The organism is Sporosarcina sp. Y352, from assembly GCF_056786535.1.
On sequence record NZ_JBXCJE010000004.1, the window covers coordinates 33222 to 57642 of the forward strand.

General features: G+C 42.3%; 18 protein-coding genes and 1 pseudogene. 10 read left to right on the forward strand and 9 right to left on the reverse strand.

What is annotated here, in order from left to right; all coding sequences use genetic code 11:
- Positions 1-33: 33 nt before the first annotated feature.
- The 4 genes from AC1TO6_RS07825 to AC1TO6_RS07840 all read right to left on the reverse strand — a co-directional run bounded on the left by AC1TO6_RS07825 (position 34) and on the right by AC1TO6_RS07840 (position 4242).
- Positions 34-1863, reverse strand: coding sequence for a polysaccharide biosynthesis protein (locus tag AC1TO6_RS07825; RefSeq protein ID WP_482101048.1), 1830 nt, complete (start codon positions 1861-1863; stop codon positions 34-36).
- Between the two features lie 109 nt (positions 1864-1972).
- Positions 1973-2740: a tyrosine-protein phosphatase gene (locus AC1TO6_RS07830; protein ID WP_482101049.1), complete on the reverse strand. Its 768-nt coding sequence runs from the start codon at positions 2738-2740 to the stop codon at positions 1973-1975.
- A gap of 62 nt (positions 2741-2802) precedes the next feature.
- Positions 2803-3513 (reverse strand): CpsD/CapB family tyrosine-protein kinase, encoded by a 711-nt coding sequence (locus AC1TO6_RS07835; protein ID WP_482101050.1) that lies wholly within the window; start codon positions 3511-3513, stop codon positions 2803-2805.
- Positions 3514-4242, reverse strand: coding sequence for a YveK family protein (locus AC1TO6_RS07840; RefSeq protein WP_482101051.1), 729 nt, complete (start codon positions 4240-4242; stop codon positions 3514-3516).
- Positions 4243-4394: 152 nt separating this feature from the next.
- Here AC1TO6_RS07840 and AC1TO6_RS07845 point away from each other — a divergent pair, with 152 nt between their 5' ends.
- The 3 genes from AC1TO6_RS07845 to AC1TO6_RS07855 all read left to right on the forward strand — a co-directional run bounded on the left by AC1TO6_RS07845 (position 4395) and on the right by AC1TO6_RS07855 (position 7577).
- Positions 4395-5207, forward strand: coding sequence for an SGNH/GDSL hydrolase family protein (locus AC1TO6_RS07845; protein WP_482101052.1), 813 nt, complete (start codon positions 4395-4397; stop codon positions 5205-5207).
- Positions 5208-5222: 15 nt separating this feature from the next.
- Positions 5223-6149 carry a polyisoprenyl-teichoic acid--peptidoglycan teichoic acid transferase TagU gene (gene tagU, locus AC1TO6_RS07850; protein WP_482101053.1) on the forward strand — a complete coding sequence of 309 codons (927 nt, stop codon included), beginning with the start codon at positions 5223-5225 and terminating at the stop codon, positions 6147-6149.
- A gap of 318 nt (positions 6150-6467) precedes the next feature.
- A complete protein-coding gene (locus AC1TO6_RS07855; protein ID WP_482101054.1) occupies positions 6468-7577 on the forward strand; it encodes a C40 family peptidase in 1110 nt (369 codons plus the stop codon).
- A 140-nt stretch (positions 7578-7717) separates the two neighbouring features.
- Here AC1TO6_RS07855 and AC1TO6_RS07860 read toward each other — a convergent pair whose 3' ends face one another.
- The 4 genes and pseudogenes from AC1TO6_RS07860 to AC1TO6_RS07875 form a co-directional block, all read right to left on the reverse strand.
- Entirely contained in the window at positions 7718-10222 is a 2505-nt protein-coding gene (locus AC1TO6_RS07860; protein WP_482101055.1) for an S-layer homology domain-containing protein, read from the reverse strand.
- Positions 10223-10357: 135 nt separating this feature from the next.
- Positions 10358-12082: a phospho-sugar mutase gene (locus tag AC1TO6_RS07865; protein ID WP_482101056.1), complete on the reverse strand. Its 1725-nt coding sequence runs from the start codon at positions 12080-12082 to the stop codon at positions 10358-10360.
- A gap of 311 nt (positions 12083-12393) precedes the next feature.
- Positions 12394-12501: pseudogene (locus AC1TO6_RS07870) on the reverse strand (IS3 family transposase); the annotation flags it as partial.
- Positions 12502-12926: 425 nt separating this feature from the next.
- The gene (locus tag AC1TO6_RS07875) at positions 12927-14243 is read right to left on the reverse strand and encodes a glucose-6-phosphate isomerase (protein ID WP_482101396.1); all 1317 of its coding nucleotides are present in this window, start codon (positions 14241-14243) and stop codon (positions 12927-12929) included.
- Positions 14244-14549: 306 nt separating this feature from the next.
- Between AC1TO6_RS07875 and AC1TO6_RS07880 the strand changes: the two genes are divergently transcribed.
- Genes AC1TO6_RS07880 through AC1TO6_RS07895 form a run of 4 tightly spaced genes read left to right on the forward strand, consistent with a single transcriptional unit; the run spans position 14550 to position 17892 of the window.
- The gene (locus tag AC1TO6_RS07880; protein ID WP_482101057.1) at positions 14550-15485 is read left to right on the forward strand and encodes a glycosyltransferase family 2 protein; all 936 of its coding nucleotides are present in this window, start codon (positions 14550-14552) and stop codon (positions 15483-15485) included.
- A gap of 4 nt (positions 15486-15489) precedes the next feature.
- Positions 15490-17223 (forward strand): DUF6020 family protein, encoded by a 1734-nt coding sequence (locus AC1TO6_RS07885; protein WP_482101058.1) that lies wholly within the window; start codon positions 15490-15492, stop codon positions 17221-17223.
- Positions 17220-17561, forward strand: a complete 342-nt coding sequence (locus AC1TO6_RS07890; RefSeq protein WP_482101059.1) for an EamA/RhaT family transporter — start codon at positions 17220-17222, stop codon at positions 17559-17561. Before AC1TO6_RS07885 ends, AC1TO6_RS07890 begins: the two co-directional genes overlap by 4 nt.
- Position 17562: 1 nt before the next feature.
- Entirely contained in the window at positions 17563-17892 is a 330-nt protein-coding gene (locus AC1TO6_RS07895; RefSeq protein ID WP_482101060.1) for an EamA family transporter, read from the forward strand.
- 16 nt (positions 17893-17908) lie between these two features.
- Here the strand turns inward: AC1TO6_RS07895 and galU are convergent, their stop codons facing one another.
- Positions 17909-18799, reverse strand: coding sequence for a UTP--glucose-1-phosphate uridylyltransferase GalU (gene galU, locus AC1TO6_RS07900; protein WP_482101061.1), 891 nt, complete (start codon positions 18797-18799; stop codon positions 17909-17911).
- A 146-nt stretch (positions 18800-18945) separates the two neighbouring features.
- Between galU and AC1TO6_RS07905 the strand changes: the two genes are divergently transcribed.
- From AC1TO6_RS07905 to AC1TO6_RS07915, 3 genes are all read left to right on the forward strand, one after another.
- Positions 18946-19566: an S-layer homology domain-containing protein gene (locus AC1TO6_RS07905; RefSeq protein WP_482101062.1), complete on the forward strand. Its 621-nt coding sequence runs from the start codon at positions 18946-18948 to the stop codon at positions 19564-19566.
- 262 nt (positions 19567-19828) lie between these two features.
- On the forward strand, positions 19829-22342 hold the full coding sequence (locus AC1TO6_RS07910; RefSeq protein ID WP_482101063.1) for a phosphodiester glycosidase family protein: 2514 nt from the start codon (positions 19829-19831) through the stop codon (positions 22340-22342).
- Positions 22343-22519: 177 nt separating this feature from the next.
- A complete protein-coding gene (locus AC1TO6_RS07915) occupies positions 22520-24376 on the forward strand; it encodes an LTA synthase family protein (RefSeq protein WP_482101064.1) in 1857 nt (618 codons plus the stop codon).
- Positions 24377-24421: the final 45 nt, after the last annotated feature.

Consider the following 24421-nt stretch of genomic DNA (forward strand, 5'->3'; position numbering starts at 1 on the left):
AGCGTATTTCACCTCGTCCCATTTTCATAACTTTTAAGCAGTCGTAAATCCCTTTGAAACCACAGGTATCTTCCGATTAGCTAACCCAACAAGCGTTTCCTTCAGCTCTTTATTATTCATTTCAAGAAGATTACTCAACACATACTCCATCTCCAACGCACTAACCGGCTCCGCCTTCCCAACAAAAATCTTCGGAAAGACATGCTCACTCTGCCGTTCATTCTCATTCAACAGCTCTTCAAACAACTTCTCCCCAGGTCGAATCCCCGAGTAGGCAATCCCAATCTCATCTTCACTATACCCCGATAACTTGATTAGGTTCTTCGCCAGATCGACAATCTTCACAGGCTCGCCCATATCAAGCACAAACACTTCACCACCAGCTGCAAGCGTCCCTGCCTGAATAACAAGCCGCGAAGCTTCAGGTATTGTCATAAAGTACCGTGTCATCGCAGGATCCGTAACCGTCACCGGACCCCCTCTGGCAATCTGCTTCTTAAACAGAGGAACCACACTGCCACGAGACCCAAGCACATTGCCAAATCGTACCGCGGCGAATTTTGTCGTGCTTTCTTTCGCCAGGTTCTGCACGATCATTTCCGCAAAGCGCTTCGTCGCACCCATGATGTTGGGCGGATTGACTGCTTTATCCGTAGAAACCATCACGAAGTGTGGGACACCAAATGTATCTGCTGCTTCTGCGACATTCTTCGTACCGAATATATTATTCTTCACAGCTTCCATCGGGTTTGCTTCCATTAAAGGGACATGCTTATGCGCAGCTGCATGGTACATGACGTCTGGTTTATATTCGCAGACGATATCGAAAATGCGCGTTCGATCTTGAACGTCAGCGATGATCGGAATGATTTCGATATCTGTTGAAACCTTTCGACGGAGTTCCATGTCTATATTGTAGATAGAACTTTCACCGTGTCCTAAAAGGAGTAAGCGACTCGGCCTGAATTCACTCACTTGCCGGCATATTTCGGAGCCAATGGAACCGCCCGCACCGGTGACAAGTATTGTTTTGCCGGTTAACTTGTCCGCGATGGCTTTCAAATCGAGTTGAACTTCATCTCGGCCGAGCAGGTCTTCAATCTTCACGTCTTGCATATCTGTAACGGATACTTTCCCAGTCATTAAGTCTTCAATGCGTGGAATGGTTTGTGTCTTGACACCCGTGTCGATGCAAACCTTCATTAAATCAGCCATTTGCTGCTTGGTCATGGAAGGAATCGCAATGACGATTTTCTCGATTGTATGTGTTTCGACAAGGCTTGGAATTTGTTTCGTGCCTCCCGCTACTGTCACATTGAAAATCTCCAGGCCGTGTTTCGCTTGGTCATCGTCTACAAAAACGACTGGTAACATGCCTGAATCAGGATTTTGCGACAGTTGACGCACGATCATACTGCCGGCTTGTCCCGCACCAATGATGAGTGTTCGTTTTGCATCTATGTCTACATGACGATTCAGCGAATCCCGGAAAACACGCCACGACAACCTCGATGCGCCGATTAGCAGGATATGCAGCATCCATGTAAGGGCTAATGCTCTCATATAGACATCTTGTATCACGGCAATTTGCACAAATGCAACGACGATAATTGTTAACGTCACCGCTTTGAAAATAGACTTCAATTCCCCTATAGAGGCATACGACCACGCCTTGCGGTAGAGTCCGTAATGCCACGCGAATGCGTGATGCGCAATTTGAATTGTAATGACACTTATTAACAACATTTTGTTCGTGAAGATGTTTATGTTTGGATGCAATATATAATAACAAATATAGATGGATGACAAGACGATTAAGGAGTCAACAAGGACGAGCAGACTCATTCTTTTGTTCATGGACATTGCATGGATTTCTCCTTTCGCAGTAGTGATTTTATCTATTGGTGACTTTATAACTATTACTATATACTTAGTATTTTACCAATTCCAACGCCGGTCTAATGGTAACACTTTATCCATTTAATTGCCACCACTTTTTCGATTTAACTGTACCTGGTTCCAGCAAAATGAAATCCTCATTCGTCAAAATCCGCGCGTTATTTTCAAGTAAGATATCTACAATGTCATTGTTTTTATGCTTATCAAGGTAATCGAGCCCTTTATTGAAAAGAAATGGACGTGTTGTTGCATTGTGGACATCCGATCCATATGCATGGACCAGATTCGCTTCAACAAGTTGCAATGATAGCTTTTGTACAGACTTGCCGAAGTGACCCGCAAGACTACCCGCTGTCACTTGCGATAATGCACCGTGATTAACGAGTCTTTCAAGACGGCTTGGCTTGTCAGCGATCGCTCGATTCCTTTCGGGGTGTGCAATGATTGGCACTTTGTTTAAGTTTAAAATACCCTGTATGATATGTACCGTATATGCGGGAATCCCTGATGAAGGGAGTTCGAGTAACACATACTTCGAATTTGCGAGCGTAAGGGCTTCGCCGCTTTGCAACTTTTCAATGGTGGACTCTTGGATTCTTATTTCTTGTCCAGTATGCAATTGAATGGCTAAGTTTCGCTTTTTTATTTCCGTTTTTAATAAGTTCATTTTTTCTAGGACACTCTGTTTCGGCACATCAAAGTGTGGGTTATAGACATGTGGTGTTGCAATAATATCAGTAATTCCTTCGGCAATGGCCGCCTCTATGAGTTCCATAGTTTCCACCATTTTTTCCGGCCCGTCGTCGACACCCGGAAGGATGTGCGTGTGCATATCGATCATCATGTTTCCTCGCTAACTATTAGGTATGTTTAAAAAAAATGTGAATAGGCAATAAAACCCATTCACTCCGCAGTTCCATAATATTGATAGTAATTATTATCTTTGTCGAGCTTGAAATTATTTAGGACGGCTCCGATAATGTTTGCTTGTGACGAAACAAGTGCATCTTTCGCTTTGACGATGCCTTCTTTTTCGGTTTCCCCAGCACTCAGGACAAGGATTGTCCCTTCACATTTGTTCGACAAAATTTGTGCGTCTGTTACGGATAGGAGAGGCGGTGCGTCAAAAATGATGATATCAAAAGATTGCTTCATTTCTTCGATCACTTTGTCCATCGTTTTTGAGCCAATCATTTCGGCAGGGTTCGGTGGAATCGGTCCACATGTGATGACGTGCAAATTATCTACATCACTAACTTTAACAACGTCTGCAACCGTTACTTGACGGGTGAGAAGATTTGAAAGTCCGAGTGTGTTTGTCATGTGGAATGTATAGTGAACAGTTGGCTTCCTCATATCCGCATCAACAAGCAGGACACGTTTCCCTTCTTGTGCAAAAACAACAGCCGTATTCGCAGCTACCGTTGATTTCCCTTCGCCGGGCGAAGCTGAAGTGAATAGCAGTGTCTTCAATTCCTGATCTGGCATCGAGAAATTAATGTTGGTCCGGAGTGTACGGAATTGTTCCGAAACAATCGATTTCGGATTGGCGTTCGTCACAAGTTTACGTGCCACTGTTTGAATAATACGATTTTTTTTTCCTTTTTTAGCCATTTAAACCCTGCTCCTTCTTTGTGTGACTTGTACTTTAGCGTTCTGGATTTCTTTATCTGGAATCGGGCTTACTAATCCTAATATCGGTAATCCAAGTAGTTCTTCAATATCTTGTTCTGTTTTCATGGTTGTGTCCAAGTATTCGAGTAAGAAGGCAACACCTACACCCAGCATGAGACCGATCACTGCCGCGATTACCATGTTAAGCATTGGATTCGGTTTAATGGGTGACGGATTTTCTGATAGCTCGGCTTTCGCGAGAATGTTGACGTTGTCGACATTCATAAGGTTTACAATTTCCTCTTGGAAAATAGATGCGATTGTATTCGCAATTTCCACCGCTTGACGCGGATTGGGATCTTCTACAGCTACAGTTACAACTTGCGAGTTTTCCACGCTATTTACTGAGATTTTTTCGATTAGCTCGCTCGTCGTGGCATCTAAGTTCAGCTTCTCGATTACTTTTGAAAGGATAGCAGGACTTTTAATGATGACATTGTATGTATTAATCAGTTGCAAGTTCGTTTGAATGTCTTGTGCATTAAATTGCGTCGTTTCTTGTTTCGCCTGGTTGATAAGAATTTGCGTCGACGACTGATAGATCGGTGTCAAAACCAAAAAACTGATAACGCCACTGATTGTAATCGCTATGACAGTTATGAATGCAATTAGAGAAAGCCTTTTTCGAAGTGTTTTGAACAAGTCCTGTAAACTGATTGTTTCTTCCATTATGTATAAGTTCTCCTTTGCCATTTCGCTAATATTTGATAATCTTTGTCATTATATCATAATTAATTTGCAATAGACATATGCATTCTTGGTGATTTGTGGGATAATCAAAGAACTTACATACTATTTGTTGTTTATGAAAGGAGTTACTAATGACTAAGAATGTTTTTTTGGCTTATATCGTTATTTTCCTCTGTATTCTATTATTAGTGGGCAGTTATACACAGTGGAAGAATAAGCTCTCTTCATTTACCCAGCAGTCACCAGCAACTGTTGTCTCACCGAAACCTGTTCAAAAAAGTGAAGGCGTGGCTGAACCTGTAAAACCCAAAGAGAATATCGAACAATTGCTATCCCTGACAACGCGTCAAGACGAACAAGTGCAGGAGGTATTCCGCAATCGACTTGAAGCCGGTGAAAAAGTTGATATCCTCATTACTGGATCGAATTTGATGGATTATGGAGCGCCTGGCTATGCGGAACGGTTAAAAACGGCACTTGTCGGTGCATATGGGGATCATATTACGGTTACGTCAATTGGATTCGACGCAACTTCCCAACAATTCATAGACGAGCTGATGGAGGAAAATATAGATTTGAGTAAAGGCTATGACGTCATTTTGTTTGAACCCTTTACACTCCATGATAATGGGATTGTCACAATTGAAGATGGCCATGCGCACATTAACGCTTTCCGTAGCCACTTGAAAGAGCATGTGGAAGACGCTGTCATCGTACTTCATCCACCCAACCCACTTCATGCGGCCACTTATTACCCAACCCAAGTAACTGCACTTCAATTGTATGCTGAAACGGAAGGCATTCCTTATGTGAACCACTGGGAAGGATGGCCCGATCAGACGAATGAAGAACTGTTAACCTATTTGGAGGACAAGAGTCGGCCAAATAGTGAGGGTGCAGAAGTTTGGGCAAATGCATTACGTAGTTATTTCATCGCTAACTAAATGGAGGATCAGACAATGAGTCGCATTGATAAAAAAAAGAAAAAGATATGGCCGTGGATTCTAGGGTTTATCGGGGTTTTACTGTTAGGGGTTGTTGTCTACGGTTTTACGGTTTACAAAGGGTTGACCGATACAGCGAAAGAGATGCATGAACCAATTGACCGCGAACTATCTGACAAACGTGACGCGCCAGTTACTTTCGAAAAGAAAGAACCGTTTTCTGTCCTTGTTCTTGGCGTGGATGAACGTCAAGGCGATAAGGGCCGTTCGGATACGATGATTGTCCTAACTGTGAATCCTGATTTAAAATCGACGAAGATGGTCAGTATTCCGCGCGACACGTACACGGAAATGGTTGGGAAAGGCGTCCAAGATAAGATTAACCACGCCTACGCATTCGGCGGCATTGAAATGTCAATGAACAGTATGGAAGGTTTACTCGACATTCCCATTGACTATGTTGTGCAAGTCAATATGGATAGCTTTAAAGACATTGTCGATGCGGTTGGTGGCATCCAAGTAAATAATACTTTGGACTTTAAAGTCGGCGCAGATTCATTCCCGAAAGGTCAATTGTCGCTCAATGGCGAAGAAGCGCTGGCCTTCGTGCGGATGCGTTATGAAGATCCACGAGGCGACTTTGGACGTCAAGATCGACAGAAGCAAGTCATTCAAGCCGTTATCCGTGAAGGCGCATCTGTTAATAGTTTAGTCAACTACAAAAGCATTTTCGGCGCAATTGGTAAGAACATTCGGACGAATATGACGTTCGACGAAATGGTTGACGTACAATCGAAATACCGAGACGCGTTCGGAAAAGTTGACCAGCTTTATATTAAAGAAGGTCAAGGTAAAACGATGAATGGCATTTGGTATTACATTATGAATGACACGGAGCTTCAGAATATACAAAGTGAGTTGCAAGCGCATTTAGAGTTGTAGACTCGTTATCTATTTGTACAGCATGATTATTATCCCCCGATCGCAGTAGCGGTCGGGGGATTTTTGTGTTTTCAATATTATTTATCTGTGAAGTTTCAGGTACCTAAGTCTAACACGTCGCTATAAACCTTTAGCCGATTTGGTGGTCACTTCTTTCAAGACAAATTCTGCGAGCCCCCCCTTACAATCTAATTGTAATCATTAGATATATTGCCTATTGCCTATTTCCTTCTTACTGGCTAGAATAGAGACTAACTTGTATTCTATGCATCTACTAAGAAAACTATTAAAAAAAGCGCAAAATGAAGGAGAGAATTCATGAAGAAAATTGTTTTTTCAGCATTCACTACAGGCTCATTGGCACTTTTCGTTGGTGCTGTAGATTCAGAAGCAAGTTCGTATACCGTGCAACCTGGTGATAGTCTTTGGAAAATCGCTTCGACAAACACAGTTTCTTTGGCGGATCTTAAACAATGGAATAATTTAACGTCGGATGTGATTTACCCTAATCAGTCATTGAAGCTTGTGGCTTCGGCAGTAAATGTACCTACGAAGATTAGTCAAAGCGTATCTGTACCACAAACAGTTACATCTACAAATACATACTTGGTGACGTCTGGTGATACGTTATCTCGAATTGCTAACCAACATAAAACGACCGTTAGCGCTATCCAACAACTGAATGGGCTAGTCGGTGATATTATCTACACTGGACAAGTGTTAAAGGTAACTGGCAAAATCCAAGCGGTAAAACCGGTGACAACGGTTAAAAAGTCAGAACTAGTTGCAACAACGCCGCCTACATCGGAAATATCTACTTCCCCTAGTGCGGTTTCGACAGATGGAACAGTCCGCATTGCAGCTGGCGATACTTTATCGAGTATTGCATACCGCCAAGGGATTTCGGTTACACAACTTATGAACTGGAATAACTTGACGTCCAGTCTCATCCGTGTTGGACAAGTATTGAAGGTTGAAAATTCACTAGTTGCGACTGTTCCGAATACAAAACCCGTATCGGCACCTGTCATAGCTCCGTCTGTTTCAACTACTCCAAGTACAGTCGGCACGATTGTTTCAACGGCTACCTCACTCCTCGGCACCCCTTACATATGGGGTGGTGCTACTGCTCGTGGGTTCGACTGTAGTGGATATATTTACCATGTATATAATGCGGCAGGTATTAGCGTACCCCGGACAAACACAATAGGGTTTGATGCACGTTCCTATGAAGTTAGCAATCCGCAAATCGGCGATCTAGTGTTTTTCAAAGATACATATCGCTCAGGAATCTCCCATGCAGGTATCTATCTCGGCGACAGCAAATTTATCCATGCCGGTGGCGACCGTGTCCAGATTTCAAGCGTGGACGATCGCTATTGGAGTAAACACTTTGACAGTTATAAACGGCTTTACTCTATGAATTAAGCATTTTAAGGTCTGCTACCATGAATGATGGTGTGGGCCTTTTCTGCAGTAAAAAACGAAAAATCAGCCGGGTCCTAATTGGCTGATTTTTCGTTTTTGTATTTATGCAGTTTATTTAATTACCGATCATTCATGAAAAATTATTGAGTAACTACGACACTAGTAGGAATGGACAGTTTATTACCTGCTTCATCTTTAACATCAAGTGTAGATAGTGCTTTCAATGAAATACCTTTAGCTAGTTCAGCAGCTGTAATCGCTGTTACTTTGATTTCTACAGTTTTTGTAGCGGTTGAACCGATTAATGCATTCACTTCATTTTTGACTGCTCTTGTTTTCCCGTCAATCAGCACTTCGAAGTCAATTTCATTAGCATCAGTAACATTTTCAGAGAATGTTAGCTTGATTGTGTCATCGGCAGTCAGTTTTGCTGATATCACAGTCGGTGCGATGTTCTCCTTCAGAGAAATAGCAGTTGTCGCGTAAGGCACCATTGTTTTAGTAGATCCGATTGCTTTGATATTTTTAATAGCAATATTACGAACACCTGTGTATGTGTTTGAGCCTGCTTTAAGTGTAAGCTCTGCTACTTGTTTGCCATCTTTTTCAGCGTTCAAAAGGATCGATTCGATTACAGCTCCATCGATTGTATAGTTCGAAAGAGTTATAGCTGTTGAACCATCAACTTTTTGATCGAATGTAACGTTCACTTTGTTGTTGTCGTCAGCGTCTTGTTCGATACTAGTGACTTTTATAACGTTTGTATTTTCTGGCGCACTGTCTTCACCGCGTGTAAATGTAGCCTTTGCAGTTTCTGTAGCTACGTCTGTTGCTGTTTTAACGCCAGCAAGTGTGAAGTCCAATGTGTAAACTGCATCTATCACGTCTTGGTCATTGAGTAGATCAGCAAGTGCTACACGAACAACTTTTTTATCAGTTGCGTCTTTATATGTTACTGGTGTAGAAGCGATTGTAATGTTTGTTGTTACAAAGTCTTTCACATGTTTACCAGTAGCTGATACAGCTGCCCCAGTCGCAAGGACGACATCTTTGTCGAATGTGAATTCAACATATTCTTTTTTATCCGTAGTGTCTGTGACGACTTTTGATGAAACTACTTTCGCGGCTACAGTGTCTTTCACAAAAGTGACAACTTTACTGTATGCTGCGCCTTCTTCTCCACTTAAATCTGTAGGTTTGTCAACGTTCACAGTAACCACACCATCAAGGAGAGTTTCAGTTGTCACGATATAGTGGGTTGGTTTAGATGCATCTTGTTCTACATTTAAAACTGAATACCCAGTTGCACTAACTGTTGGCGCTTCAGAGAGTTCTTCAGAGAACGCAACGACAAATTGTTTCGCGCCTTTTTGAGTGATTGAAGAAACCGTAGGAGCGACACCGTCTTTCGCACCTTTTTTGAATGTGACTGTTGATGGATTAGGTGAAATCAGGTTGCCAGCGATGTCTTTTGCACCGATGAATGTTGCTGTGATTTCTTTATCAGCAGCTACAGTATTGTCCATCGCGAAAACGACTTCAGTTGCGCCTTTTTCAACATTACCTGTAACTCCAGTTACAGCCTTACCATCTGCCGATTTAAATGCGACAGCCGAGAATGCTTGCATTGGCTCAGAGAATTTCACTTTTACTTTCGAAACATTCACTTGTTCAGTTCCGACGATTGTCGGTGCAATGCTATCAGCTTGAACAGTAAGGAATGCTTCATATTTCGCAACGCTTTTACCATTTTTCGTCATTACGTTATCAATGATAACCGCATAACTTTTTTCAAGAAGGTTTGTTGATGTCATGAGTAATGTCTTGCCATCCTTGGATAATTCACCTGTAAGGTCTCCAGTTGGATTGTTACTGTTTGAAGTTACTTTTACAGCGCCAGTTTTGAATGCGCCGCTAACACCGTCTTCAAAAACTGACGCAGGATTGATAGCTTGTGTGAATTTCGCTTCAAGTTGAACACCGTTCACTGCTTCAACAGAAGATACTTTAGCTTCTTGCACATTCAAATTCTCTAGTTTGTACAAGAAAATCGCAAGTTCCCCGCGTTTAATCGAATCAGTTGTGCCGAATTTATTTCCTAGTTTACCTGTAGTAATTTTCTTGTCTACCAATGCAGCAACAGCCTCTTTGTAGCGTGGCGCTACATCTGAAAACGTTACACTTGCCGTTTTTCCTGTGATGCTATACGCTTCTGCGAGCATAAGCGCTGCTTCTCCACGTGTAATTGATGCATCCGAACCAAATTTCGTTGTTGTTTTACCATTAATGATGCCTTTTTCTTTCAATGCATTGACAGCTTTTATCGCACGGGCAGGAACGTCCGAAAAACCAGAAGCAGGAGCATCTGCCAACTCTTTATCACTTAATACGGCATTTGCTATTAGAACTGCAACATCAACACGTTTGATCGGTTGTTCTGTTCCGAATTTTGTCGGGGAAACGCCTTTTGTGATTTCATGGTCAACTAAATATGTAACTGCCTCTTTATATCTATCGCTAACGTCTGAGAATGTGGATGCAGTTTGAACATCTGCGGATACCACTGGGACAATGGCCGCTGCTACAAGTGTTGCTGTTGCAGCAGTTGTAACGAACTTTTGATATGATTTGTATTGTATAGACATAAGATATTTTCCTCCTAATATGATGAATCTTCTATTCTAAAATAGTAGAATAGGATTTTATTATATCAATATGTTAACGAACACTCCACTGGAACATTTTAACTGTTCCACAAAACATTTCAACCATCATTTTACTTATACAATGGACTCCACAACAGACATAACTTCTATTTCTAATCTTTCAAGTGATTGTGCTGCCTCTAGTCGTGACTCTTTCCTAACACCAAAGTAGAATTTACATTTCGGTTCCGTCCCAGACGGACGTATGCAAATCCACGAACCATCCTCCAATTGGAGTTTAATGACATCTGCAATAGGTAAATCGATTTCAGATTGACGTCCATCTGCAGTTTTCACTGTACGAGAATAATAGTCTTCTACAGAAGATACATGGATGCCTCCTACGACTTTTGGCGGGTTTTTTCTGAACGTCGCCATGATGCGATTGATCCTCTCATTCCCGTCTTTTCCGGAAGCTGTTAGTGATTTCAACGACTCACGGTAATGACCGACTTGTTCATATAATGCCAACAATGCTTCATACAAAGATGAGCCCTGCGCCTTATAATAAGCCGCCGCCTCTGCCGTTATAAGGGCAGCTTGAACAGCGTCTTTGTCTCTAACGAAATCGCCAATGAGGTAGCCGTAACTCTCTTCGTAACCGAAAAGGAATGTGTATTCACCTGTTTTCGAAAATGTCTCGATTTTTTCTGAGATGTACTTAAAGCCTGTCAACGTATCGATTGTGGGTATGCCGAATTCCGCCGCGACTGCCCGGCCCATTTCAGATGTCACGATTGTTTTCATGACGACTCCATTTGCAGGTAGGATACCCTGTGTTTTTTTCTTCATTAGAATGAATTGAAGGAGCACTGCGCCTAACTGGTTGCCACTTAACAGTTCATAATCCCCTGAAGCGGTACGTACCGCCACGCCTAATCGATCCGCATCAGGATCCGTCGCCATAAGTAGGTCTGCATTCACTTTCTTCCCGACTTCAATTGCTAACTCGAATGCTTCTTTCTCTTCAGGATTCGGGTACAGAACAGTTGAAAAATCAGGATCCGGTAGTTCCTGCTTTGCTACGATATGGACATTTGCAAACCCAAACGCCTGCAACCCTTGCCGAACCGGGATGTTACCCGTCCCGTGGAGAGGTGAATAGACAATCGTTAACGCATCGCGAGATAGATCAGCAGCGCGCAATGTCAGAAGTTGTTTTTGGTAAGCTGCATCAACTTCTTCAAGTACATAGGTTAATAGACCACTCGCAACAAGCGTTTCCTCGCGAGCTACATCGATCGTGAGGATGTCGTCGATTGTCTTCATATAAGTAAGAATGCCGGCTGCCGCGTCCGGCGGCAGTTGTCCACCATCTTCGCCATATACTTTGAAACCGTTATATTCTTTTGGATTATGGCTCGCCGTTATGACTATGCCCGCAAACGCATTAAAATGCCGAATTGCAAACGACAGCTCCGGCGTTGGTCGACTCTCTTTGAATAAGTAGATGCGTATACCGTACTTCCCTAACGTCTTGGCAACTTCCATTGCAAATTCGAATGAATAATGCCGTGTATCATAGGCGATTGCGACACCGCGACGCATTGCATCCATCCCGTTTTCCTTGATCAGTAACGCAAGTCCTTCTGCAGCATGCCGAATCGTAAAGATGTTCATTCTGTTTGTCCCCGCGCCCAGCAAACCGCGCATCCCGCCAGTGCCGAATTCCAAATAACGATAAAACCGGTCCTCGATTTCACCGCTGTCGAATTTAATAGATTGCAATTCTGCGCGCAGCTCTTCTGGAATCACTTCCGAATCAAGCCATTTGTTATATTCGTCAATCGTCGTATCCATCTTCATTCCTCCCATTTCCTACACTACGTTTAGTATACCCAACTAGGCGCTTGAAGAACAAAAGCGAAAGCGCTTGTTCAATCTAAAGTGTACCCTTTGTAAAGGACATTTTTTAAAAACCTTATATAAGTTGAACCGAAGAATTTAACCAACCGCTGATTTCCGTTCCGAGCGGACGCTTTCCGCGGGCACGGCCTCAGCCTCCTCGTCACTGCGTTCCTGCGGGGTCTTCGGCTCGCGCTGTTCCCGCTGGAGTCGCCGCTCTCCACTTCAATCAGCTGAAGTGAGTAAGAATCATACATTCAACATATTTAGGAAACTTGAAGAAGGTGATGTCTGTATTGTGCAGGCGTCAACTTCTTTAAATTCCACTGACCTTGATAATGATTGTAATAAGTCATATAACTATTTATCTCTCGTTTTTCATAAGGATGTTTCTTCAGTATTCTTTGTTCTTGATTAGTAAATAATATCTTTGACATAAGTTCAGTTCTGTTCTGTTCTGCTCCGCTCTGTCTATATATGTTGGACTTGTGTTTTCCTTGTAATCTCCAGCGAAGGCGCCTTACTGGGGTAGCCGAAGCAATAAGACTGACAGTGGTCTTATGTCTGGCTTATTGCGGGAGGCATCCCCAAGCGCCAAGCGTTGTTGGTAGGATTCTTTATGTCAACATATAGTCGTTGTTATTTTCATTATAAATAAAAGTACCCCATAAGAGAGACTTTTTTAAAGTGTCTATCTTATAGGGTACTTTTTAATCCCTCCCTGCTGGAGTCTAAGACGATAAAAAACTCCCGCAGTGTTTCTCGGGAGAAGTAATCGTACAATGTATCCATCGAAACCTTATAAATAGCCAGGTTTTTCAAGTAACTCAAACATTTTATTTTTGTATGCTTCGACTCCGGGTTGATCGAACGGATTAACGCCTGACAAATAGGCACTCATTGCACAGGCTTTCATAAAGAAGTAAATCAGATATCCAAGATTGAATTCATCAAGCTTCGCTAATTCAATCTTGATAACAGGCACACCGCCTTCCGCGTGTGCAAGTGCGGTACCTTCTTTCGACAGTGCATTAATTTCATTCAATGATTTGGCCGCTAGATAGTTCAATTCATCCCGGTCATCCCCTTCAAAGGGAATCGCTTGATCATTTCCTACATCATGGAAATGGAGCAATGTCTCAAACAGGAACCGTCTGCCGTCTTGTATATATTGGCCGATCGCGTGTAAATCTGTTGAATAGGATACGGCTGATGGAAAGATCCCTTGCCTTCCTTTCCCTTCACTCTCTCCAAAAAGTTGCTTCCACCATTCATGGAAATACTTCAACGAAGGTTCGAACGAGGCAAGCAGTTCAATATCATATCCCTTCGAATGAAGCAACTGACGGATTGCCGCATAACGATAGGCATTATTCGTTTCAACATCTTCATCCTGCAATTCAAGTGCCGCGTAACGCGCACCTTCCAATAATGCCCGAACATCGTGGCCCGATGCAGCAAGTGGTAGCAAGCCGACGGGGGTCAAAACAGAATATCTGCCCCCTATATCATCTTCGATAATGAATGTACGGTACCCTTTCTCAACGGCGAGTTCTTTTAATGTCCCTTGCTTCTTGTCTGTCGTAACAATAATTCGGCGCGATGCCTCGTCTGCGTAACGCTCTTCCATGTAATTACGCAAGATACGAAAAGCAATCGCCGGTTCAGTTGTCGTCCCCGATTTGGAAATGACATTTATATATACATCATTTTTATCTAGATAGCGCATGAGTCCGTTCAAATATGCCCCGCTCATGTTTTGCCCAGCAAAAACGACTTCCGTTCCATTATCCATATTGAAATATGGGTCTAGTGCATCTTTGACAGCTTTGGCGCCTAGGAAGGAGCCTCCAACACCGATGACCACAAGAACCGTGGCATTTTCCCGGATTTCCATTGCCGTTTCTTCGATAGTAGTAAGAAGTGTCTCATGATTTCGAAGTGGAAAGTCGAGCCAACCGAGGAATTCCGAACCTCGCCCTATTTCATTGTGCATCCGACTATGGATTTGCCTTACTTCTTCGCGGTACACATCAAGTTCGTCCTTCTTTGCAAAGTTGTCGAGCAATGTGGTATCTAGAGACAGGGTAGTGTTCTTCTTCGACGTACGTAGCAGAGCTGTTTCCTCCCAGAAATTCAGTTATTTTAAATGACCATTCAGTATAGCAAACATGCAGTGTATTATACGCTGTTCGTTAATAGAGGGCAATATTTATCCTCCCGTATTCATGACGGTTTAGTCTGTTCTAATTGTACCAATACCTAGTAACATGGTAATATCAATGTTGTATGAAAAAATACTTGTATAGTAAGTTGTGTTTAATAGTTGGTTGGTTATCCACCTCGACTCGTTCGAGGACAAGCCACACCTTCGTTACTTATCAAACACCCAATCTTTACAGTTGCAAAGAGGAGTATTCAAATGAAAATCGCTATTTTAGTACCGTGTTATAACGAAGAACAAACGATTGGTACAGTCATTGATGACTTCAAAAGGGAATTACCTGACGCAACAATTTATGTGTATGATAACAACTCTTCCGACCGGACATCAGAAGTTGCACGCGCACATGGTGCAATCGTTCGTTTCGAGCCCCGCCAAGGAAAAGGGAACGTTGTACGCTCGATGTTCCGTGAAATTGAAGCGGATATATATGTAATGGTGGACGGAGATGACACGTATCCAGCAGAGTTTGTCCATACAATCATGGAGCCTGTTCGCACGGGGCAAGCAAATCTTGTCATCGGCGATCGTCTATCGAACGGAACTTACTTCAACGAAAACAAACGGAAATTTCATGGCATTGGAAATAACCTCGTCAAAGGACTTATCAACAAACTTTACAAAAGTAATTTAACAGACATTATGACTGGTTATCGTGCATTCGACCGATTGTTCGTCAAATCGATGCCTATCACAAGCCCAGGGTTTGAAATTGAGACGGAAATGTCTATCCACGCACTTGATAATAAATTTCTTATCAAAGAAGTCGCCATCGATTACCGGGACCGTCCGGAAGGCAGCGAGTCGAAATTGAATACAATTACGGACGGTATCAAGGTGCTTCGCATGATTTTCACGCTATTCAAAGACTACAAACCAATGCTGTTCTTTACGTCATGGTCTATCCTTTTCCTACTACTTGGTCTTGGTGCCGGTACACCGGTCATCATTGAGTTCTTCCAAACGAACTTCATCACAAAGGTTCCATCCGCAATTTTAGCAGTCGGTTTTGTCCTTCTTGCGATGCTGTCTTTCTCTTGCGCACTCATTCTAGATACTGTCGCGGGCACACACCGGAAACGATATGAACTGGAGTTGAACAGGATAACAGAACGCACTTCAGGAGGTCGTTGAACCAATGAAATCAATAAGTTTACGCATCGCCGGATTACTGGGAATTAGTCTATTTCTCAGTTTTTCGGTTTTGTTCTTTTTCACACCAATACGAAATGTACCCGTATATATCATTTTACTGTTAGCGATTCCCTTGGGATTTTTAGTACGCTATGCAATTGGATTCATTGGAATTGCAAAAGAGATGACCCGAGCAAAAAAAGTGAGTTTATGGATCTTCGGTATTTTGTATCCGTTGCTGCTTACAGTGAGCATTCGAGGCGAACAAGCCTTTTTAATGGATAATCACATAATCCTCATTCTCGGAGTTTGGTTTGGTGTCTTTTCTTCCATTCTAATCGGGACAATGGCGATCATACGCTTCTTCCTGTCCATCAATCTCGACAAAGAAGAGAAATCGGTACCCATATGGAAAATCGCACTCTATGCATTGCCATTTTTAGCTGTGTCCCTCTTCTTCCTTATAGCCTTCTATCCGGGTACGATGACACCAGATTCGCTTGCCCAATGGGGACAGGCGAAATCGAAGCAATATACGGATTGGCATCCGGTTGTGCACACGTGGCTCATCGGTCTATTATTGAAGATCCGAGATACGCCCGCCGTTATTGCATTGTTCCAGATTTTCATGTTCAGTTTCACAACTGGACTTTTAGGCTATGTCTTAGAACGCGCGCGTATTCCGAAGGCCTTTATCTGGTTAGGTCTAATCATTTTTGCACTTAGCCCAATCCATGCCATCACTTCAATTACCATTTGGAAAGACGTTTCGTTTAGTGTGGTGTTGTTCCTTTTCACTATTCTCATCTTCCTAATTGTGAAAACGGCGGGTAAAGTACTAAGCAGTTGGCCTTTCGTCATTTTATTTGTCCTAGCAAGTCTAGGTGTTGTTTTTTTCCGGCATAACGGCTTCCCTGTTTTCGTCGTTACGATGGTATTCGTCCTAATTATGTATAGAACGCATTGGAAAAGAGTTCTCCCAATCACCGTCATGCTCATTTTGACACATCAAATCGTGACAGGCCCAATCTATACAGCACTGAAAGTTCACCCTTCAGATCCGCAAGAAATGCTTAGTATTCCTACACAGCAAATTGCAACAATTGTTACGGAAGAAGGGGATATGACGGAAGAACAGACGGAATATATCAATCGATTGTTCCCAATCCCGCTTTGGACTGAAAAATTCAATCCCTATAGCGTAGATCCCATCAAATTCTCATGGGGCGATTACGATCGATTCGTCATTTATGATGATCCCAAATTGTATGCAAAAATGTGGGGTGGATTAGTCACTCAGAACCCCTATCTCGCAGCAAAAGGATTGTTCAAACAGACTTCCCTTGTGTGGCAAATCAATGAACCCGCTGACGGCTATACGAGTCGGTATGTCACAAATATCTATTTGAATAATGAATATGGATTAGTAAACAGTGTACTGAATCCGCAAGTAACCAAAACAGCTTTGAACTATATGAAGACGACTGACAAGGCCAAAGATATTATTTGGCGCCCCGCATTTTATACGTTACTTGCTCTTCTTTTCACGTATATCAGTTATTTGCGAAATAATTGGCGTTCATGGCTGATCCTATTGCCTGTTGCACTCAATACGGGTGCCGTCTTTGTCGGAATCCCCGCACAGGATTTCAGGTACTTACTATCGAACTCCTTTGTCATGTATGCACTGCTGTTCTTTAGCTTTATCAAATTCGATGAGATAGGAAAAGCGAAATGACAGAGCCTCTAAAGAAAACTTCATCCATCGGTATTGGTCTTATGTTGACCGCTGCACTCAGCACCGCACTCGGTCAACTCTTCTGGAAAATGGCCGATGGACTGTTCGACTGGCATTTATGGCTTGGTTTCTTCCTTTATGGTTGTGGCGCGGTGTTCATGACAATCGCTTTTCGGTTTGGCCGATTATCTGTCTTGCATCCCCTGTTAACCGTGGGCTATGTATTCGCGATTATTTTGGGTTCTTTTTTTCTAGGAGAAGAGATTACGCGAAATATCTTGATTGGGACAACGTCTATTTTGATCGGTGTTCTGCTAATCGGGGGTGATCGCAATTAGTATGTTATTTGTGACATTGCTCATTACAATGACCTGGTGCGGTGCACTGGGCGGCTATTTCTTGAAAAAGGCTTCTGCACAAGATTTCAAAGAAAATCGACCCGCTTTGATAAAATGGCTATTTATCGGTTTGGTAAGTTACGGAACTGGCGCGATTCTTAATATCATTGCACTCCGTTTCTTGCCCTACACGGTCGTCTTTCCACTTACGTCCATTACGTATATATGGACGATGTGTTTGTCGGCATGGCTTTTAAAAGAACCTATATCCGCACGAAAAATCACTGGTGTGGCCTTCATTTTGACTGGAACCGTGTTTTTGGTTATTTAAAAAACGCCTTCGGAATTTAAAATTCCGAAGGCGTTTTTTTGTTAGCGGCAACAAGTTTCTCCATAATAGCGAGAAGATCATCACGTAAATCTTCACGTTCGAGCGCAAACTCCAACGTCGTTTCTATAAAACCTAGCTTTTCCCCAACATCGTAACGTCTACCCTCAAACTGATAACCGTATACATCTTGAATGGTATTCAACTTTTCAATGGCATCTGTCAGTTGAATTTCTCCACCCTTTCCAATGTTTTTCTCGCCAAGAAACGAAAAAATTTCAGGCGTGAGGACATAGCGACCGACAATCGCAAAATTGGATGGCGCTTCCTCTTGAGTCGGTTTCTCGACGAAGTTTTTCACTTTCATCAAATTCGAATCCGTTGACACAGGATCGATTACGCCATAACGATGAATCTGATCCAGTGGCACTTCTTGAACACCAATAATACTCGTGCCGGTTTCCTCATACTGGTCCATCAATTGCTTAAGCGCGGGTACTTCACTACTAATGATATCATCGCCAAGCAGGACACCGAACGGTTCGTCACCGATAAAGTTTCGCGCACACCAAATGGCATGGCCTAACCCAAGTGGTTCTTTTTGACGAATATAATGGATATCTACATTAGAAGATGCATTCACTTTTTCAAGAAGTTCATATTTCTCTTTTTGAATCAAATTCTCTTCCAACTCAAATGCATGGTCGAAATGGTCTTCGATTGAACGCTTTCCTTTTCCTGTAACAATAATAATATCCTCGATACCTGCCGCAATTGCTTCATCTACAATGTATTGAATTGTTGGCTTATCAACGATTGGCAACATTTCTTTTGGCATCGCTTTCGTAGCCGGCAAAAACCGTGTCCCTAATCCTGCCGCAGGTATGATAACTTTTTTAACTTTTTTCATAGTGACCTCCAATTAAAGCTGTGTATTCCTCCATTATAACATATTTACGCTTTTCAGCTTTATTACGCCTTTGTACATAGGCAAAAATCCTTTTGCTACTACATTAGTAAACGTGTAGACTGAGAAATTAGAAGGAGGCTTTCATTTTGAAAAAAACTATATCTCTACTACTCTCAATTCTCTTATTATCTTTCGTCATTCAAGGGCCGACAACGTCCGCTGCCTTTAGTGACGTTGGTGACCGTTACAAAACTGAAGTCGACTACATCGTAGCAAATAACTATGCCCAAGGAATATCACCTACCCAGTTTGGTACACAAGAATCCATAAAAAGAATTGACGCAGCAGTCATGGTTGCGCGCGCTATGGGGTTCAATGAAAATTCAAAATCCCCATCCGCTGGTTTTACGGATGTTCCTACTAACCGATTATGGGCTGTCAATGCACTCGCTTCAAAAGATATCATTAGCGGGAAGTCCCCTGGTAAATACGGCTCCGACGATACGATGACACGGTCTGAAATGGCCAAGGTGATTGCTTCTGCATATGAACTGAAGGCAATTCAAGATCGTATTCCATTTACAGATGTAAGCCCAAGATTCATATCGTCTGTTGCGGCACTGGTGGAAAATGAGATCACTCAAGGTAAGTCGAGCACAAAATTTGGCGGCTCCGATCATATTAAGCGCGGTGAATTTGCGATATTCATATACAAAGCTGACGGTCTATCAAAAATTGAGCCACCCGAGGTTGTAGATGTCTCTTAAAATGCTTTAGATGTAGGATATTGTTATTGTATTCTTGAAAAAATATGTTAAAATGGATAAGTAGGAACAATCCTGTTTTATTTAATATAGTTTACCCGGTTGAAGCCGAGAAAGAACCAATGAGACACTTCTGTCTCATTGGTTCTTTTTTTGTTATTCCCTACCAATAGAATTGCCACCCACCGGTATGCCCAATTTGCCTATGGTAGATTCTAGTATATTTTTGTATACTAGAGTCATTGAAATCCAAAGGAGTTTTTAAATGTTCAAGAAAAAGTTTTTTCCGCTTATTGTTATTTTTATGTTTCTTTTTCAAGTCAGTGTACTAGACGTTTCTGCGGCTAATGTTTCACACGGCGTCTACCATACAAAGGAATCTGTAACCATCGGTGGCAACAAACAGACTGTCAACCAGCTATCTATCAATCTTAATCAGCCCTACACTACGATTGACGTTGGTGTCTCAAATCCTATTAACAAGCTTGCCACTGTTACAAATCTAGCAAAACTACATACTCAAAACCAGAACCATGTCGTTGGAGCCATCAATGCTTCGTTCTTCCATTTTACAAGTAAGTTTCCAAGCTATTTGTTGATGAAAGATGGCATTATACAACATCTTGGGGCTGTATCCACAAATTATAACGACTTCATGCATACGCCGGCTGCATTCGGAATGACTTCCGACAACACGGCGAGAATTGGTACGTATGATCTGTCAGTCCAAGTTGAACATGCAGGAAAAACAGCTCGGTTAACTTCTCTAAACAGGGAACGAAGTCTAGATGAAAGCATCCTGTTTACATCAAGTTGGCCATATGAACGGACAAGAACGAACGGTACAGGATTAGAAGTTGTTGTTGAAACCGCAACTTCTGTCGAACAAAATATTGCACTAGGTGAAAAAGTTACCGGTAAAGTCATTGGGATTCGTCCGAATGGACAAGCGACAAGTGCTACTATCCCGAAAAACGGCCGTGGTTTCGTGCTCTCCGCACATGGAAAAGAAGTCGATAAAATTCGTAATATGAAACTTGGCGATAGCGTTTCCGTTGCATACGACGTCGATTCCAGTTGGAAAGATTCGAAATTCATGTTGGCTTCCGGCCCGCTTCTCGTACAAAATGGTAAAGTCGCTATGACAATTGATCCAAACAGCGGACGCGCAAAAGAGCGTACTGCACGCACAGCTGTAGCTACAGATGCTACCGGCAAACGAGCATTTTTTGTCACAGCAGACTCAGGTCTTAAAGGAGTCAGTACTGGCATGACACTACAAGAATTTGCGAACCACCTCGTTAAGGTAGGTGCTTATAACGCCATCAATTTAGACGGTGGCGGATCGACAACAATGGTGACACGGAAAAACGGCGATGTCTATCCTACTCTTGCAAACCGTCCATCTAGCGGCAGCGAGCGTTCAGTGAACGCCATACTTGAGGCAGTGAGTACAGCACCTTATAGTGACCCGCACTTTGTAAAAGCGAGTCAAGCACAACAAAGTCCGGTCATGGTCGGTGCTTCCGCTGACTTTGCAGTAAATTCCGTTTTAGACCAATATTACAACGTTCTCCCCATCGATCAGAAAAAATTGAAACTGGTGTCCGTAACAAACGGCATCGGAAAAATTGAAAACAATCAATTTCTAGGTATGAAAGCCGGTTCGGGAGCAGTCGTTGCTTCTTACGGGGATGCATCCGTAACAATACCCGTTACTGTAACAGATTCAATCGATGATTTACTTATCACCCCTTCCGACATTCGCATAGGTGCGGGTGAAAAAATGACTGTAAACGTCCAGGGCGTTCTAAAAGGCAACAAAGTGTCCCTTAATCCGGATGCAGTTACATTTTCTGTCCCCTCAAATGTGGGTACAATCGAAGGTAACTTATTCATAGCAAATTCTAACGAAGCGACAGGCTTGATGACCGCAACATTCGGCACTGTCAGCAAAACCGTACCTGTAACCGTTTCGGACAAACCCCTCACTTTGGGCTCGTTCGAATCAGTCAGCGGACTAGAGGCAACGACAGCGCGCGCTACAGCATCACTTGCGCTTGAGAATAAGATCCAAGCTCATGACCAAAACGCTTCCGTACGGCTAAATTATGATTTTACAGGATATAAAGAAGGAACTTCAGCGGCTTACATGACATGGACAAACGGCTTAAAACTAGCCTCACAGCCGAAAAAACTCGGTGTTTGGGTATACGGTGACGGCAACAACCATTGGCTCCGCGGTTCCCTGAAGGATACTAACGGAAAAGAAATAGTGGTAGACTTCACGAAAGAAAATGGTTTGAACTGGACAGGTTGGAAATACGTCGAAGCGGTTATTCCTCGTACCGCCGCTGCACCACTCACGTTGAACAAAATTTATATTGCCGAACAATCATCAGCAAAAAAAGACAAAGGGTTCTTGTTGTTCGATAAACTTCAAGTACTCTATTCAGATAAATCTTACGTAGAGCAAGCTTTTGTTCCCTCCCCGTCTGCACGGGAAGTAGCAACAAATAAAAAGTTCACAGTCACATTTTCACAAGCTATGAAAAAAGATTTTTTCACAAATAAGTATATCTATGTAGAAAATCGTTACGGTGTTCGTCAACCTGTTACAGTTTCAGCAAATGCGGATTCACGCAAAGTCGATATATCTGCTCCACAGGGTGGTTATACATCAGGCAGTAACTACCGACTGGTTGTTACGCATTTTACCCAAAGTTCTAAAGGGACCCCGATGGTAAAAGATAATGTAACAGAATTTAAAGCAAAATAAAAAAACGATCATGGCTGACAATTGAGTCCAGTCATGGTCCTTTTTTTTACCTAAAAGAACGATGTCTCCGCTTATACAAGAAGGCCAAGTGTTGGTTGCTCATTTCAGGGGTATTGTAAACTCATTCGTGTTAAACTGAATTATTGATGATACTACTTTTACGATTGAGGTGATTAGTTGAAATTACGTGTAAACTATAGAGCTCTTGTAACATTACTCCTGACAATCGTCTATTTCTACTTTCTACTAATCGGTATCGAAACCTTATTGAGTGGAAGTTATGAGGAAACACTCGTTTGGCGCAATGAAAAAACCGAAGCTTTCTTTTTTAACTTAATGATCATCTATTTTTTGTTCATTCTGTTTTTAGGGTTGTTCAATCGCTATGTAATCAGCTTTATCCTTACAAATGGAATTGTACTCTTTCTTGCAATGATGAGTTATTTTAAGTTTAGTTTTTTAAGTGAATTTTTATATCCATGGGATTTGCTTCTTTATAATAACGTTTTAAATTTGTTGCCCAACATCTATCAACAAGCTAATATAACAAAAGTCGTTGTTGTTATTATAGGCGTAGTCGTTCTTATCTCCGCGATATTCACCTATATCCTAGTAAAAAAACCGGTACGGGTCATTCGTTTAAATTGGTGGATACGTTTACTGTTTGTCGGAATGAGTGTTGTGTACATAAGTACCTTCATCTTTTACCGTTCAGTCCCGCAAGTTGAATCGTCACTCAAGCTTGCCGGGGTTACCAATCTTACCTTCGACCAAAATCGAAACTATAAAACGAACGGTTTTTTTGTAACCTTTTTATTAAATATGCAAAGTGCAATCGTATTGCCACCAAAAGGCTATAACGAAGAGAATATAAACAAAATTGTGGATAACCTGCAGAAATCAGAATCGGGACAAACGAATCCTCCAAACACGAAACCTAATATCATCTTCATCATGAGCGAGTCTTTCTGGGATCCGACATTGATGGATAATGTTACATTCGATGCGGATCCTATGCCAACGGTAAGGAAAACTCAATCCGGTTCGATTCTGACACCGACATTTGGAGGTGGAACGAGCAACGTTGAATTCGAAGCGCTGACTGGTTTTTCAAACGTATTTCTTCCAATCGGTTCGGTTCCGTACCAACAATACATTAAAGATTCACTCCCTGCCATGCCTTCCTACTTATCGGGCTTAGGCTATCAAACGACCGCAATCCACCCTTACCCTAAATGGTTCTGGAACAGGGAAGAAGTTTACAAGCATTTTGGTTTTGATCAATTCATTGACATTGATGGCTTCAAAAACCCGATTTACAAAGGACCGTTCGTTTCAGATGAACAAGTAACGAAGACAATTATCGAGCAAACCGAAATGGCTGAGGATCCGGCATTCATTTATGCAATAACGATGCAAAACCATACCGGCTATAGCGTGGATAAATATGACAAGTTCACTGTTAATGCACAGATGCAGACGGAAGTAGATCAAATCTATAACGACATGCTCCGATCATATACGCAAGGGATTGCAGATGCCGATGCAGCGTTAAAAGAACTAATGGATTACTACAAAGATTCCGACGAACCCACAATCATCGTTTTTTTCGGCGACCATTTACCAGCCATTGGCCAAGATTACCGATTATACAAACTAGCTGATTTTGTCCCTTGGACAGCCGGAGAAGACAAATGGGAATTGGAGGATTACCGAAAAACCAGGACTACACCTCTCGTTCTTTGGAATAATTATGGGGCTGTAACGCCCGAACTGGGCACAATCAGTCCAACATTCCTGGGTCCCGCTGTTTTCGATATGGCTGGAATTGATAAGCCCTTGTATTATTCACTGTTGGAAAACTTCAAAGAAGTCATGCCTGGGTATACACGGGAGCTCAAGATTGACGCAGATGATAACTTGCTATTGGTTACGCCGGATAAGGCGGAGAGGGCTAAAGAGGACTACCAGCTTATCCAATATGACCTGCTGTTTGGCGACCAGTTCGGACGAAGTAGATTATTTGAGAAATAGTGAGTACAAGTTTAGATCGGAGAGAAGGTATCCGTTCTAAACTTG

Bases quoted from the DNA above. Each gene is read 5' to 3' on its own strand.
- AC1TO6_RS07865 (WP_482101056.1), bottom strand. From the start codon at position 12,082: ATGGATACGACGATTGACGAATATAACAAATGGCTTGATTCGGAAGTG.
- AC1TO6_RS07880 (WP_482101057.1), top strand. From the start codon at position 14,550: ATGAAAATCGCTATTTTAGTACCGTGTTATAACGAAGAACAAACGATT.
- AC1TO6_RS07825 (WP_482101048.1), bottom strand. From the start codon at position 1,863: ATGTCCATGAACAAAAGAATGAGTCTGCTCGTCCTTGTTGACTCCTTA.
- AC1TO6_RS07845 (WP_482101052.1), top strand. From the start codon at position 4,395: ATGACTAAGAATGTTTTTTTGGCTTATATCGTTATTTTCCTCTGTATT.
- AC1TO6_RS07835 (WP_482101050.1), bottom strand. From the start codon at position 3,513: ATGGCTAAAAAAGGAAAAAAAAATCGTATTATTCAAACAGTGGCACGT.
- AC1TO6_RS07860 (WP_482101055.1), bottom strand. From the start codon at position 10,222: ATGTCTATACAATACAAATCATATCAAAAGTTCGTTACAACTGCTGCA.
- AC1TO6_RS07830 (WP_482101049.1), bottom strand. From the start codon at position 2,740: ATGATCGATATGCACACGCACATCCTTCCGGGTGTCGACGACGGGCCG.
- tagU (WP_482101053.1), top strand. From the start codon at position 5,223: ATGAGTCGCATTGATAAAAAAAAGAAAAAGATATGGCCGTGGATTCTA.
- AC1TO6_RS07885 (WP_482101058.1), top strand. From the start codon at position 15,490: ATGAAATCAATAAGTTTACGCATCGCCGGATTACTGGGAATTAGTCTA.
- AC1TO6_RS07855 (WP_482101054.1), top strand. From the start codon at position 6,468: ATGAAGAAAATTGTTTTTTCAGCATTCACTACAGGCTCATTGGCACTT.
- AC1TO6_RS07910 (WP_482101063.1), top strand. From the start codon at position 19,829: ATGTTCAAGAAAAAGTTTTTTCCGCTTATTGTTATTTTTATGTTTCTT.
- galU (WP_482101061.1), bottom strand. From the start codon at position 18,799: ATGAAAAAAGTTAAAAAAGTTATCATACCTGCGGCAGGATTAGGGACA.
- AC1TO6_RS07895 (WP_482101060.1), top strand. From the start codon at position 17,563: ATGTTATTTGTGACATTGCTCATTACAATGACCTGGTGCGGTGCACTG.
- AC1TO6_RS07840 (WP_482101051.1), bottom strand. From the start codon at position 4,242: ATGGAAGAAACAATCAGTTTACAGGACTTGTTCAAAACACTTCGAAAA.
- AC1TO6_RS07890 (WP_482101059.1), top strand. From the start codon at position 17,220: ATGACAGAGCCTCTAAAGAAAACTTCATCCATCGGTATTGGTCTTATG.